This window comes from Fretibacterium fastidiosum (assembly GCF_964642095.1).
GTDB classification, from domain to species: Bacteria; Synergistota; Synergistia; order Synergistales; family Aminobacteriaceae; genus Fretibacterium; species Fretibacterium fastidiosum.
Genome location: NZ_OZ209244.1, coordinates 1,602,603 through 1,616,572 on the forward strand (window position 1 = coordinate 1,602,603; position 13,970 = coordinate 1,616,572).

Here is a 13,970-nt window from a genome sequence, read left to right on the forward strand (position 1 = left end):
GCAGGGGGAGTTTTTTCCGCCTCACGCGGCCCCGCCGCGCTCCCTCAGTCGAGACGGCCTGAGCTGTGGGTGACGCGCCCGCCGCAGAGGGTCAGGTCCACTCCGATCTCCGCGAGGTCGCCGGGGTGGACGGCGAAGGGGTCCCGATCCAGCACCACGAGGTCCGCGTCGCGCCCCGGCGCGATCTCGCCGCGGCGCCCCTCGTTGTGGCCGCACCAGGCGGCGTTCCACGTGCAGGTGGCGATGGCCTCGGCCACGGAGAGGCGCTCCTGGGGATTCCATGCGCCCTCGCCGCCGCCTGGGGCCGCCCGCGTCACGGCGGCCTGGATGCCCGTCAGGGGGCGCAGGTCCTCGATGGGGGCGTCCGAGCCCGACGCCAGGACGATGCCCCGCCGCATCATGGTGCGCCAGCGGTAGCTCCGGTCCGCCCGCTCCTGCCCCAGCCGCTCCCTGGCCATGGCGCGGTCCGAGGGCACGAAGGAGGGCTGGATGGCGGCGCAGAGCCTCAGAGTCCGCATCCGGTCGAGCTGGTCGTCGTCCGCCACCTGGGCGTGGACGATGATGTGGCGGGCGCTCCACCTCCGCTCCGACTGAGCGCGCTCCAGGGCCTCCAGGCACATGTCGAGCGTCCGGTCCCCGATGGCGTGCAGCGCCGTCTGCATCCCGGACAGGTGGGCGGTGAGGACCAGGTCCTCCAGCTCCTCCTGGTCGAAGAGGACCATGCCCCGTTCGCCCCACGCATCGGCGTAGTCCTGCTTCAGGCAGGCCGTCCTTCCCCCCAGGGAGCCGTCGCAGATGAGCTTCATCGGCCCGATCTGGAAGAAGGGCACTCCGTCACCGCTCCGCCACCCGTCGGAGAGGAAGTCCAGCAGGAGGTCCCGGCTGGGCAGGCGCATCTGCTCCCGCAGGCGGAAGGGCAGGTCCCCCGCTAGGGCCGCGTCCATGAAGAACCGCTCCGCCCTGCGAAAGTCGAAGGAGAAGACGGCGAGGTCGTCGGAGTGGATCTCCGTCAGGCCGAAGCTCGCGGCCAGGGGGCCGCAGGCGTGCAGCAGGCGGGTGAGGTCCTCGTCCGACAGGGGGGGCAGGCATCGCTCCACGAGTTCGACGGCCGCCTCCTTCAGGATGCCGTCGGGCTCGCCGTCCAGCCCCAGCTCCACGGTCCCCCTCTCCACGCGGGTGTCGCGCGTGATGCCTGCGGCCTCCAGCGCCGCCGTGTTGACCGCGGCCACGTGCTCGCAGGCGCGCCACAGGATGACGGGGACGTTGGGGAGGACCGCGTCGAGGTCGTGTCGGGTGGGGGTGGCGCCCCGCAGGTTCTCGGCCGTCCAGCCCAGGCCGCGGTACCAGCCGCCTGCGGGGAAGGGGTGCTCCGCGGCGAAGTTGGCGAGGGTCTCCAGGAGCTCGTCCATGGAGTGGCACCCCCCAAGCTGAACCTGCTCCTGAGCCATCGCCCAGTGCAGGAAGTGCGCGTGGGAATCGCAGAAGCCGGGCAGCACCGTGCGCCCCTGCAGGTCGAAGACCCTCGCGTCCCCGGAGGGTCGCGCGGCGGGCACCATGCCGACCGCCGCCACGCGCCCCGCCTCGACCGTCAGGGAGTCCATGATGCCGTTTGGGGTGTGAATGCGTCCGTTGATCAGGGCAATCCTTTCCGTCTGCCGCATCCGAATGCAGCCTCCTTCGCCCCCGGAGGGGCGCTGAATTTTCCTGACTTTATTATAAACGTCAAAAGGCGTTTTTGAACGCCGGCCCGGCGCCCGAAGTGGCGTGCTGTCCTCACGATCGCCTGACTTGCAAGCGGCGTTTGCCGTCAAAATCCGCGTTTGTGTGATAAGATTGTCAATTATCGCGCCGTCGGTCCGCCCGCTCCCGGCAGGGAGCGGAGGTCCGGCGGAAGACCGGCGCGGCTGTCCCGAAGGACGGGCAGGGCGCGGAATGATTCGGGAGGCAGCTTTTTATCATGAGCAGTCAGGAGAAGGACTATAAGGACACGCTGAACCTTCCCGTCACGAACTTCCCCATGCGGGCCAATCTGGCGAAGAGGGAGCCCGATTTTCTGAAGTTCTGGCAGGAGAAGGACATCTACCACAAGGCCCTGAAGGCACGGGAAGGCGCCCCGGAACGCTTTGTGCTCCACGACGGCCCCCCCTACGCCAACGGCAACATCCACCTGGGGACGGCCTTCAACAAGGTGCTGAAGGACTTCATCGTCAAGTACAAGATGATGACGGGGCGATACGCCCCCTACGTTCCGGGCTGGGACACCCACGGCCTGCCCATCGAGCTTCGGGCGCTGAGGGACAGCCACATCTCGAAGGACGGCGTGGACCCCCTGGAGCTGCGCAGGAGGTGCAGGGAGACGGCGCTGCACTTCCTGAACGTGCAGCGGGAGCAGTTTATGCGCCTGGGGGGCCTCGGCGAGTGGGAGAGGCCCTACGTCACGCTGAACCCCGGCTACGAACGTCATGAGCTCGACGCCTTTGCCGACATGGTGGACAAGAATCTGATCTATCGCGGGCTGAAGCCCGTCTACTGGTGCATCGACTGTCAGACGGCCCTGGCGGCCGGCGAGATCGAGTACTGGGACGAGGAGTCCCCCTCCGTCTACGCCGCCTACCCCCTGCCCGGCGCGACGAAGCGGTTCCCGCAGCTGGAGGGGAAGGACGTCTACGTCGTCATCTGGACCACGACGCCCTGGACGCTGCCCTCCAGCGCCGCCGTCGCCGTCCACCCCCGCTACGAGTACGGGTTCTACGAATGCGGCGACCGGGTGTACTGCCTGGCCGTGGACCTGAAGGGCGCGGTCTGCGCGGCCGCGGGGCTTGCCCTGGGTGACCCCCTCCTCGTCGTCCCCGGTGCGGAGCTGGATGGGCTCAAGGGCACGCACCCCTTCTACGACGACCGCGAGATCCTGATGGTGCTGGCGGACTACGTGGAGCTGGACATGGGCTCCGGCTGCATCCACACCTCCCCCGGTCACGGCGTGGAGGACTACGAGACGGGCATCCGCTACGGGCTCCGGATCGCGAGCTCCGTGGACAGCACGGGGCGCTTCGAGCAGGACGTCCCCGTCGTGGCCGGCATGTCCCTGGAGGAGGGCGGGGCGAAGGCCCTTGAGATGCTGCGGGCCCGCGACCGGCTGTTGGGACAGGGCAGGCTGATGCACAGCTACCCCCACTGCTGGCGCTGTAAGAAGCCCGTCATCTTCCGCGCCACGGACCAGTGGTTCATCGACGTGACGAAGTTCAAGGACGAGGCGCTCCGCGTCATCGACGACGAGGTGCGCTGGATCCCCGGCTGGGGACACGACCGCATCCGTAACATGGTGCAGACCCGCTCCGACTGGTGCATCAGCCGCCAGAGGGTCTGGGGCGTCCCCGTGCCGGCCATGCACTGCAGGGACTGCGGCGCCTTCACGCTGACGGCGGACCGCATCCGGACGCTGGCGGAGAGGGTGAACGGGGACCCGGAAGGGACTTCCATCTGGTGGAGCCGCTCCCTTCAGGACCTGTTCGGGGACCGGGCCCTGTGCGACCACTGCGGCTCGCGCAACGTGGAGAAGGACAGCAACATCCTGGACGTGTGGTTCGACTCCGGCGTCTCGCACCTGGCCGTGCTGAACGAGGACTTCGGCCTCTCCTGGCCCTGCGAGATGTACCTGGAGGGCAGCGACCAGCACCGGGGCTGGTTCCAGTCCTCCCTCCTGGCCTCCGTGGCCATCGAGGGCCGCGCGCCCTACGGCAGCGTCCTGACCCACGGCTTCATCCTGGACGGCGAAGGGCGCAAGATGTCGAAGTCCCTGGGCAACACGATTCTTCCGGAGGAGATCGTGGACGAGAGCGGCGCGGACATCCTGCGCCTGTGGGTGGCCTCCACGGACTACAGGAACGACGTTCGCATCTCGAAGGGCATCATCAAGGGGCTGTCGGAGACGTACCGCCGCATCCGAAACACGGCGCGCTTCCTCCTGGGGAACCTCCACGGCTTCGACCCCGCCAGGGACGCCGTGCCCTACGAGGGGTTGCTGTCGATGGACCGCTGGATTCTGGACCGCCTGCAGCGGACGATCGAGCGAGTGCGGGGCTCCATGGAGGACTACGAGTTCCACATGCCGACGTCGGCCATCCACTCCTTTTGCGTCAACGAGCTGAGCGCCTTCTACCTGGACGTGAGCAAGGACAGGCTCTACGTCGAGGCGGCGGACTCCCTGACCCGCCGCAGCGCCAAGACCGCCATGTGGGAGGTCCTCTCCGCCCTCACCCGGATGCTGGCGCCCCTCCTGAGCTTCACGGCGGAGGAGATTTGGCAGGAGATGCGCTCTCTTGACCCGTCGCTGGCCGAGAGCGTCTTCCTGACGGACTTCCCGACGGCGGACCGTGCCAGGGTGGACGACGGGCTGGACGCGCTGTGGGAGAACGCTCTGACGCTGCGGGGCGCGGTGAGCCGGATGCTGGAGGGCCTGAGGGCGGACAAGACCATCGGCACCTCGCTGGAGGCCGCCGTCCAGGTGAAGCGGTCCGAGGCCACGAACCCCGCCATGGAGGGCTTCACGCCTCAGGAGTTGGCGGACGTCTGCATCGTCTCCCGCTTCGACTTCGTCGATGAGCTGACGCTCCCCCGACGCTTCAAGGACGCGGAGACGGGCATCGAGGCGGCGGGCGGCTTCACGGAGGGCACGAAGTGCCCGCGCTGCTGGAAGTACTCCGACGCGGCGGACGACGAGGGCCTGTGTCCGCGCTGCGCTGCCGTGCTGCGCGGAATGTGCTGACCTCCGTGCCCCGCTGGAACCGTGGCCCCCTGTGCAAGGGGGCCTTTTTTTGAAGGGAGGTGCGCCCACATGGCCGAAGGCGAGGCGTTGGAGACCCTGATGGGGGACGAGGAGGGCGGCCGCCTCGACGTCTTCCTGTCCCACGGGCTTGGCGTCACGCGCTCCTTCGCCCAGAGGCTCCTGAAGGAGGGCCGGGTGGAGGGGCCGGGGGGGCGCCTCAGGCCTGCCGCAAAGGTCCTGCCGGGCGCCGCCTACCGCGTGGCTCTCCCGGAGCCGGAGGGGATGGAGATCGAGCCGGAGCCGGCGGCGTTCGGGGTCGTGTACGAGGACCGGGACCTGGCGGTGATCGACAAGCCCGCGGGGCTCGTCGTACACCCTGCGCCGGGACACTGGCGCGGCACGCTGGTTCACGGGCTCCTGTGGCGCTACCCTGAGATGCGCCTCCTGAGGAACCGACTGAGGCCCGGCATCGTGCATCGGCTGGACGCCACGACGTCGGGCCTCATGGTGGTGGCCCGGCGTCAGGAAGCCATGGAGGAGTTGCAGCGGATGTTTCAGGCGCGCCGGGTGACGAAGGAGTACCTGGCCCTGGCGCAGGGGGCCCTTCCCTCCGATCGGGGGACCCTCTCCGGCCCCATCGCGCGGGACCCGGAGAACCCGCTGCGCATGGCCGTGGTGGAGGGGGGGCGCCCCGCCCTCACGGGCTATCGCGTCCTGTGGCGCCGGGGTGGGGCGTCGCTGACGGTCTGTTCCCTCTTTACGGGGCGCACGCACCAGATCCGCGTCCACATGGCGGCTCTGGGGCACCCGCTCTTCGGCGACGCGCTCTACGGCGCGTCCAGGGGGCGGGAGCTGGGGCGCGTGTTCCTGCACTCGTGGTGTCTGGCCTTCCCGCATCCCGTCACGGGCGTCCCGCTCTCCTTCCGCCTTCCGCTGCCCCGCGAGCTTCGGGAGGGCTTGACCCCCATAGTGCAAAATACCCCAAATCAATGAGGATTAAGTCTTTATGTATGCGGTCGGTTCGTGTAAAATAGCTGGAATAAAAACGAACGAGCGCTTTGCCGCTTTGCTGTGCTGGGGGGATGAGGTTAATCAAATGAAGGTCTATATCAGCGCCGATCTTGAGGGGGCCACGGGCGTGGTGCACGTCGATCAGACGAACCACGAGAGGCCCGTCGAGTATGCGTTCGGCTGCAAAATGCAGCTCCACGACGTCAATGCGGTGATCGAGGGGTTGATGGACGCCGGGGTTGAGGACGTCCTGGTGAACGACGCCCACGACCGGATGATCAACCTGGACGTCTCCGCCCTGAACCAGGGGGTGCGCCTCCTGAGCGGGACCCCGAAGGTCATGGGGATGATGGAGGGGTGCGGGGGAGCCGACGCGGTGATCTTCGTCGCCTACCACGCCATGGCCGGCACGCCGAACGCGGTGTTGGACCACACGGTCAGCGGCCGGCGCGTCTACTCCGTCCAGCTGAACGGACGCGAGGTGGGGGAGACGGGCCTTAACGCCGCCGTCGCGGCGCACTACGGCATCCCCGTGGCGATGCTGACGGGGGACCGCGCGGCCTGCAGCGAGGCCTCGGCGCTGTTGGGGGACGGGCTGGTGACGGCCTGCGTGAAGGAGGCGCACGGCAGGTTCTCGGCGGAGTGCCTCACCCCGGACGAGAGCGCGAAGCTCCTGCGGGCTGCAGCCGTGGAGGCCGTGGAGCGGGTCCGGGCGGGGACCGCGCCGCGGATGGACGTCGGGGACGGCAGCTTTGACCTGCGCATCACCTTCCACACGACGCTCCAGTGCGATCGGGGGGCCATCCTTCCGGGCGTGGAGCGCCTGGGCGGGCGCACGCTTCGCGTCTGCGGCTATGGTATGGCGGAGATGAGGCGGTGGTCCGGAGCTCTCATCGGCCTGGGCAGCGACTGATCATGGCGGTCGGGGAACGGAGTCCCTGATGGAGGGGTGTTATGTCGGATAAGGTAGCGGTGCTGGAGGACCGCATCCTTCAGTTCATCCAACAGAGCCTGGACGAGCTGAACTCGATCCGCAAGGAGGAGGCGTCCCGCCTGGAGAAGGCGCGAAGCCGGATCACCGCGATGTCCATCGAGCTGAAGGAGCTGGCATCGGGGATCGACAGCGCCTCGCGGGAGTATTCGTCCCTTCGGGAGAAGCTGGTGCTCTACTCGAAGCAGGGCCTCATCGCCGAGGAGAAGGAGGCCTACGACCGGGCCTCGGAGTCCATGAAGCTGCACGCCCTGCTTGAGGAACGTTACCGCAACCTGACTCAGCGCCGGGACGAGCTGCAGAAGGAGGAGCGCGCCCTGTCGCGCGTCGTCTCCAAGAGCGAGAGCATGGGGACGCGCCTGCGGATGGTGATGAACCTGGTGGCGCTGCCGGAGGCGATGCCTGCGGCCCAGGCGGCGGAGATCGTCAACGACGGGGCGCTGGTCACGGCCTTTCAGATCGCCGAGCGCGAGGCCCGATCCTTCGCCCAGGAGCTTCACGACGGGCCAACCCAGTCCTTCTCGGCCCTCGGCCTGACCCTTGAGATGGCCCAGGAGCTCATGTCGCGGGGGGAGTACACCGAGGCGGCGGGCGAGCTGAAGCTGGCGTTGAGCCAGCTGCGGGGTGGGCTCAGCGAGGTCCGATCCCTTTTGTTCGGCCTCAGCCCGACGGGGATCGACATGGGGTTCGAGGTGCCGCTGAAGCGCCTGGCGGACCAGGTGAAGCGAAGCTGGGGCACGGAGCTGACGTGGAAGCTGACGGGCAAGCTGGAGGAGGTCCCCCTGCTCCAGCGGGGCAACGTCTTCAAGACCGTTCACCAGGCCGTCGTCAACGCCGCGAAGAGCGGCGCCCCCCACGTGAAGGTCACGATCGGCAACTCCCGGCGCACCGTCCGGGGCCTGATCATCGACGACGGCAAGGGCTTCGACGTGGAGAAGGAGAAGGCGGCGGCGCGGGAGCGGGGCTCCTACGGCCTGCAGAACATGGAGGAGCGGGTCACGGTCCAGGGCGGGGAGTTTACGGTGAGCAGCGTCATCGGCAAGGGGACGACGATCGCCTTCAAGGTGCCCCTGAGGACCGGGGAGGGGGAGTGAGGCGCGGGGTCGATCCTGCTGCACGTCGTCGAGCGCGGCCGTGCTTTCGCCTCCCCTTCGGGGAGCCTTCCGGCTGCCGTTCGCCCCTGCTCACGGGTCGTCAGTCCCACCCCTCCGTAGCAGCCCCCCTTCAACGCTTCGGATTGAGCCGTAGCGGAGTTCCCCTCCGCCCTTCCGCGTAATTCCGCCGTGCCGGTTTGACATTTCGCGCCGGTCGGGGTACTATGAGTCCCGCATCGGCCTCGTGAATGCCTGGCTGTGGGGTCGTGCAAAACTTGATGCGGAGGTGGTATCCTCCTTTGCGGAGGGGAGGTGAAAGGATGGGATGTGAGACGACCAAGCTGGTCTACTCCGACGAGAGGCCCCTGTGGCTCACGTCGGACGGCTCTCTGGTCCCCGCCGTGCGCGGCGAGGACGGGGCGCTGAAGGGTATTGCGCTTTACCTGAAGGATCGCAGCGGCGCGATGCGCCGGCTCTATGCCTAGGGAGCGCGGCCCCAGGCTTCACGGCGGCACGGTCCGCTTCTTTGTTTTTAACGCAGAACGACAGGGCGCAGGCGCCCTTTGACCCGGTTTTTCCTGCTGAATAAAGATGAAGTCTGAGGAACGGGCCAAAGCTCACCGCGAGCCACGGCCCGTTTTACAATTGAGATTTTTTTGAATAAATCCTTGTAATTATCCCAAAACTTGGTATTATTAAAAAATGACTGCAGAGATGATGGACCATCTGATCGACGCCTTTATGGCGTCGGTGCAGAACAGATCGCAATCGGAGCACACGCTGGTCAACTACGCCTCGGACCTCAGGCAGTTCGCGGAGTACCTCGAGGGGTGTGGCGCGTCGGAGGTCCGGTCGGTGGAAGCGCCGATACTGAGGGCGTACCTGCGGGCGCTCTTCGGCTGGGGATACGCCAAGGCGACGGTGGCGCGAAAGCTCTCGTCACTCCGAAGCTTCTTTGCCTTCCTGAAGGAGCGCGGCGTCCTGGAGCGGGACCCGGCTCGAAACCTGCGGGGCCCCGGCGCGCCCCGGCGCATTCCCCGCGCCCTCAGCGAGGAGGTGGTGGAACGCCTCTTTGCTGCGGCGGGGGAGTCGGAGGAGGCGCTGCGGGACACGGCGATCCTGGAGGTCCTCTACGGCTGCGGGCTTCGCGTGTCGGAGCTGACCGGCCTGCGCTGGGAGGACGTGGACCTGGACGAGCGCTGGCTCATCATCCTGGGCAAGGGCAGCAAGGAGCGGCGCGTGCCGTTCGGCCGCTGCGCCCAGCGCGCGCTGACGGCTCTGCGCGGGGAGCAGGCCCTCGGCCCCTTCGTCTTTGTGGGGCACGAGGGAGCGGGCAGCCCCGGCAGGGAGGGACGGAGGGGGCGGACCGGGCAGAAGCCCGTCACGGTCCGCACGGTGCATCGCGTCGTGACGGCCCTGGCGGCCCGGGCGGGGCTTGAGGGGGTGACGCCCCACGTCCTGCGCCACAGCTGCGCGACGCACCTTCTGGAGCACGGGGCGTCCCTGAAGTTCGTCCAGGAGTTTTTGGGACACGAGAGCCTTGCCACGACTCAGATCTACCTCACGGTCAGCGCCTCCTGGATGAAGGAGAGCTACGCGGCGGCCCACCCCAGGGCCCACGTCGGCACGGACGAGGGATGAGCCGCACGGCCGATGGCCTGTGTCGAAACGGGGCGAAACGGATGGCTTGGCATTTTTCTGAAAGGATGATCACGCTGTTTACGGGAACGACGATTGTCTGCGTTCGGGATGGAGCGCGGGTCGCCATGGCGGGGGACGGCCAGGTGACGCTTGGGAGTCAGATCATCAAGTCCGGGGCGCGCAAGGTGCGTCCGCTGCTGGGGGGAAAGATACTGACGGGGTTCGCCGGCAGCACGGCGGACGCCATGACGCTTTTGGAACGTTTTGAGAACTGCCTGGAGCAGGAGAAGGGCGACCTGATGAAGGGGGCCGTGAAGCTGGTGCGCGAGTGGCGCATGGACAAGGCGCTGCGCCGGCTCGAGGCCATGATGCTAGCGGCGGACAGGAGCATGACGCTGCTTTTGAGCGGAGCGGGGGACATCCTGGAGCCGGAGGGCGACGTGGCCTCCATCGGGTCCGGGTCCGGCTACGCGCTGGCGGCGGGGCGGGCGCTGCGGGAGGCCACGGACTGGAGCCCGGATCGCATCGCGCGCCGCGCCATCGAGCTGGCCTCCGAGATCTGCATCTACACGGACAGCGTCGTGACCCTGGAGGTGCTTGGAGAATGAGCGGGCTGAATTCTGCGCTGACGCCCTCGCGGATCATCGAGTACCTGAACCGCTACATCGTGGGACAGGACAAAGCCAAGCGGGCCGTGGCCATCGCGCTGAGGAACCGCCTGCGTCGGCGGGCGCTGCCCCCGGAGATGGCGCACGAGATCATGCCGAAGAACATCCTGATGGTGGGGCCGACGGGGGTGGGCAAGACGGAGATCGCCCGCCGCCTGGCGACGCTTTCCGACGCGCCCTTCATCAAGGTGGAAGCCACGAAGTTCACCGAGGTGGGCTACGTGGGCCGCGACGTGGAGACCATCATTCGCGACCTGATGGAGTTCGGCGTCGCCATGGTGCGCAGGCGGATGCTGGAGACGATGCAGGCCCCCGCCCTGGAGCGGGCGGAGCAGAGGCTGCTGGACGCGATGCTCCCCAAAAAGGAGCGCAGGTTCTCCGTGCCGGACCTCATGAAGGCCTTTGGGGCCTCCCAGGAGGAGGCCGCCGAGGAGGACCGGGAGGAAGAGGGGCAGGCCGAGGAGAACACCAGGACGCGCGCTCGCCTGCTGGAGATGCTCAGGGCAGGCAGGCTGGACGACCGGGAGGTGGACGTCGAAGTGACGGACGCCGTGACGGCGATCCCCGTCATGGGGGCTTCGGGCATGGACAGCATGGGCGTCAACATCAGCGAGATGCTGAGCGGGATCCTGCCGAAGCGCTCCAGGAAGCGCCACATGAAGGTGAAGGAGGCGCTGCGCATCCTCCAGTCCGAGGAGGCGGAGAAGCTCATCGACAAGGAGACGCTGGCGCGGGAGGCACTCGAGATCGTTCAGGAGGGCGGCATCGTGTTCCTGGACGAGCTGGACAAGGTGGTGGTCCGGGGCGGCAGCACGGGCCCGGACGTGAGTCGCGAGGGCGTGCAGCGCGACCTCCTGCCCATCGTGGAGGGCAGCGTCGTCCAGACGCGCTACGGTCCCGTCAAGACGGACCACATCCTCTTCATCGCGGCGGGCGCCTTCAGCGGAGTGAAGCCGTCGGACCTCATCCCGGAGCTGCAGGGGCGGTTCCCCATCCGCGTGGAGCTGGAGCCCCTGAGCTGGGAGAACCTGCAGCAGATACTGACGGAGCCGGAGAACAGCCTCATCCGCCAGTACACGGCCCTCATCTCTACGGAGGGCACGGAGCTGGTCTTCACGGAGGAGGCAACGGCGGAGATCGCCAAGCTCTCCAGCAAGATGAATGCCGAGATGGAGGACATCGGGGCCCGGCGGCTGCACACGATGATGGAGCAGCTGCTGGAGGAGATCAGCTTCAGCGTCTGCGACCGGAGCCCCGAACGGATCGAGATCACCGCGGACCTCGTGCGCGAGCGCCTCGCCCCCCTCGTGGAGAACCGGGACATACGGCGTTATCTCCTGTGATCCCCCTGGTCTTGAGGCAAATTTGGGTTAAAGTTCTCTTTAATTGTGTTGAATTGTTGTGAAATTATTGTTATACTGTAGCAAAAGGACAGCAGGCGGGCGAATCACAGCGTGCGGCATCGCGTGTCGCATTGGCCCTGCTTCTAAGTCTTGACGCAGCGGATGGCCGTGCGGTTCTTCCGCCGGCTGATCCTCAGGAGGAATGCAACAATGGCAAAAAGAACTGAAAAGCGGCGTGGAACGAGGAAAGTGGAGGCTGAGGGGACGGTGGATATCCTGAACGGAACCTCCGTCACGGAGAGCGGGTGGGAAGCGGGGCCCTGTTCGGAAGCGGTGACGAAGGCGATGGAGGACATCCTCGAGAAGACGCGGCAGGTGGGGCGGGCACTGCAGAATCGCCGGGAGGGGGATCTCCTGGACTACGACAGGTTGGCCCGCCTCCTGTCCGAATTCTCTACGGCCAACGTCTACATCGTGGACAAGATCGGCAACCTGCTGGGGCACAACTGGCTTCCGGACTACGAGTCCAAGGCCCTGTCGGCAAGTATGAAGAACGGCGTCATGCCGGAGGAGTTCGTGGTCCGAATGAACCGGTGCAGGGACTCCGAGGTCCACGACGAGGACGCCTTCCTGTTCGATGACGACTACGCGGGCGAGCGGCCGGAGAAGCACCTGATGTACGTCCCCATCATCGGCGCTGCGGCGGAGCGGCTGGGGACGGTGCTGCTGGTCCGTTTCCGCGCCCCCTTCCTGCTTCGGGACCTCCTGCTGGCGGAGTACCTGGGCACGCTGGTGGGCATCGAGATTCTGAACGAGCGCAACCGGACGATCGAGGAGCGCTCCCGCGACCGCATTGCCGTGCAGATGGCGATGCGGGCCCTCTCCTACTCCGAGGTGGCCTCCATGAAGCACATCCTGGCGGAGATCGACGGGCTCGAGGGGGTCGCCATCGCGAGCAAGGTGGCGGACCGCGTGGGGGTGACGCGCAGCGTCATCGTCAACGCGCTTCGCAAGCTGGAGAGCGCGGGGCTCATCGAGAGCCGCAGCCTGGGGATGAAGGGCACCTACATCAAGGTGCTGAGCCCTCTCTTCGTGGAGGAGCTGGGCGTGGCCACCTCCCCCCGCGTGCTGTACTGAAGGGGACGTGGAACGCTTCGTGGTGTATAATGAAGCGAAGGGAGAGGTGAGGACCGTGCTGGGAGATTACACTTGGAGCGTCGTGGAGAAGGAGACGGAGTGCCTTGCGGAGCGCTTCAAGGCGGTGACGAGGAACGTGGCGAACGCCAACACGCCGGGCTACGCCCGCCGGAACGTCTCCTTTGAGGACCAGATGCGCGAGGTCATGGAGAACGGCAGAAAGCTGCACATGACGGTGACGGATGCGGGACACATCCCGTCTCGCCCCCTGCGCATGTCGGACGTCAGGGCCTCGGAGATCAGGGTGTCGGACGAAATCTACCGCCTGGACGGGAACAACGTGGACCCGGAGCGCGAGATGGCCGTGCTGTCGGAGACCCGCATGATGTACGGGGCGATGATGCGCGTTGCCGCGGGCAAGACGGCGCTCTTGAAGTCTGTCATCGCGGGCCGCTAGAGGGAGGCGTTCCTGGATGAAGGTCTTTGACAGCATGGAGGTTGCGGGCAGCGCCCTGACGGCCCATCGTCTGTGGATGGACACGATCTCCTCCAACCTGGCGAACATCAACACGACCCGCACGCTGAGCGGCGGGCCCTATAAGCGGCGCGTGCCCGTCTTCGCGGAGATGCTGGACAGGACCATCGGGGGCTACCGCGACATCGGCGGCGTGCGCGTCACGGCCATCACCGAGGACCGGACGGCCCCGCGGATGACCTATCAGCCGGACCACCCGGATGCGGACAAGGACGGCTACGTGGCCTATCCCAACGTCAACCTGGTGCGGGAGATGACGGACATGCTGGTGGCCAGCCGTGCCTATGAGGCAAACCTCTCCGTCGTCACCACGGCGCGCGAGATGTGGAACGGCGCCCTGGAGGTCATGAGGGCCTAACCCTGCCCAAAAAACCTGAAGAACCGATCAGCCCCGACGAGAGTCGGGGCTGACGTTTGTCCTCGAAGCCTGCTCCAGCCCTACGCCAGTCCCTTGACGACGTCGGTAAAGTCCGACCAGTCCTCGACCTTAAAAGCCCGGATGTCGCGCACGGAATTTTTGAACCACTCAATCCTTGAAAGCGCGTTGATCGCCTTATACACGGCGGTAAGGTTATCCCCGTCCTTCATGGAGAGATAGACGCTGCCCTGTGTCCACTCAAAGCCCGCTTTTTTGAGCTCTTCATTGATCTCCTGATAGGCCCCGTTGTAGGGATCCCCATAATTTTTCTTGAGTTCCGCAACCTTCAGGTCAAACGCGATCGCGTACACGCTCATCCCTCCTTCGGAGTTTCAATGTTGCGGCGGCCTCTCCAGGATCATTTTAT

The 13,970-nt window shown here is 66.7% G+C and carries 13 protein-coding genes; 11 read left to right on the top strand and 2 right to left on the bottom strand.

The features are described 5' to 3' along the window. Nucleotides 1-44: 44 nt before the first annotated feature. Nucleotides 45-1,661, bottom strand: a complete 1,617-nt coding sequence (locus ACK28C_RS07015) for an amidohydrolase (protein WP_409151983.1) — start codon at nucleotides 1,659-1,661, stop codon at nucleotides 45-47. A 296-nt stretch (nucleotides 1,662-1,957) separates the two neighbouring features. Between ACK28C_RS07015 and ileS the strand changes: the two genes are divergently transcribed. The 11 genes from ileS to flgC all read left to right on the top strand — a co-directional run bounded on the left by ileS (nucleotide 1,958) and on the right by flgC (nucleotide 13,543). Then, nucleotides 1,958-4,765 carry an isoleucine--tRNA ligase gene (ileS, locus tag ACK28C_RS07020; protein ID WP_409151984.1) on the top strand — a complete coding sequence of 936 codons (2,808 nt, stop codon included), beginning with the start codon at nucleotides 1,958-1,960 and terminating at the stop codon, nucleotides 4,763-4,765. Between the two features lie 69 nt (nucleotides 4,766-4,834). Then, nucleotides 4,835-5,758 (top strand): RluA family pseudouridine synthase, encoded by a 924-nt coding sequence (locus ACK28C_RS07025; RefSeq protein ID WP_409151985.1) that lies wholly within the window; start codon nucleotides 4,835-4,837, stop codon nucleotides 5,756-5,758. A gap of 103 nt (nucleotides 5,759-5,861) precedes the next feature. Next, a complete protein-coding gene (locus ACK28C_RS07030; protein WP_409151986.1) occupies nucleotides 5,862-6,689 on the top strand; it encodes a M55 family metallopeptidase in 828 nt (275 codons plus the stop codon). Between the two features lie 41 nt (nucleotides 6,690-6,730). After that, on the top strand, nucleotides 6,731-7,861 hold the full coding sequence (locus ACK28C_RS07035) for a histidine kinase (protein ID WP_015556399.1): 1,131 nt from the start codon (nucleotides 6,731-6,733) through the stop codon (nucleotides 7,859-7,861). Nucleotides 7,862-8,181: 320 nt separating this feature from the next. Next, on the top strand, nucleotides 8,182-8,346 hold the full coding sequence (locus tag ACK28C_RS07040; RefSeq protein ID WP_015556398.1) for a hypothetical protein: 165 nt from the start codon (nucleotides 8,182-8,184) through the stop codon (nucleotides 8,344-8,346). A gap of 217 nt (nucleotides 8,347-8,563) precedes the next feature. Then, nucleotides 8,564-9,502: a tyrosine-type recombinase/integrase gene (locus tag ACK28C_RS07045; RefSeq protein WP_279369723.1), complete on the top strand. Its 939-nt coding sequence runs from the start codon at nucleotides 8,564-8,566 to the stop codon at nucleotides 9,500-9,502. A gap of 65 nt (nucleotides 9,503-9,567) precedes the next feature. Next, on the top strand, nucleotides 9,568-10,110 hold the full coding sequence (gene hslV / locus ACK28C_RS07050; RefSeq protein ID WP_015556396.1) for an ATP-dependent protease subunit HslV: 543 nt from the start codon (nucleotides 9,568-9,570) through the stop codon (nucleotides 10,108-10,110). After that, on the top strand, nucleotides 10,107-11,513 hold the full coding sequence (hslU, locus tag ACK28C_RS07055) for an ATP-dependent protease ATPase subunit HslU (protein ID WP_015556395.1): 1,407 nt from the start codon (nucleotides 10,107-10,109) through the stop codon (nucleotides 11,511-11,513). Before hslV ends, hslU begins: the two co-directional genes overlap by 4 nt. Nucleotides 11,514-11,723: 210 nt before the next feature. After that, on the top strand, nucleotides 11,724-12,650 hold the full coding sequence (codY, locus tag ACK28C_RS07060) for a GTP-sensing pleiotropic transcriptional regulator CodY (RefSeq protein WP_015556394.1): 927 nt from the start codon (nucleotides 11,724-11,726) through the stop codon (nucleotides 12,648-12,650). Between the two features lie 19 nt (nucleotides 12,651-12,669). Beyond that, a complete protein-coding gene (gene flgB, locus ACK28C_RS07065; protein ID WP_243440590.1) occupies nucleotides 12,670-13,107 on the top strand; it encodes a flagellar basal body rod protein FlgB in 438 nt (145 codons plus the stop codon). Between the two features lie 16 nt (nucleotides 13,108-13,123). Then, on the top strand, nucleotides 13,124-13,543 hold the full coding sequence (flgC, locus tag ACK28C_RS07070; protein WP_015556393.1) for a flagellar basal body rod protein FlgC: 420 nt from the start codon (nucleotides 13,124-13,126) through the stop codon (nucleotides 13,541-13,543). A gap of 80 nt (nucleotides 13,544-13,623) precedes the next feature. Here the strand turns inward: flgC and ACK28C_RS07075 are convergent, their stop codons facing one another. Then, nucleotides 13,624-13,920, bottom strand: a complete 297-nt coding sequence (locus ACK28C_RS07075) for a virulence-associated protein D (protein ID WP_015556392.1) — start codon at nucleotides 13,918-13,920, stop codon at nucleotides 13,624-13,626. Nucleotides 13,921-13,970: the final 50 nt, after the last annotated feature.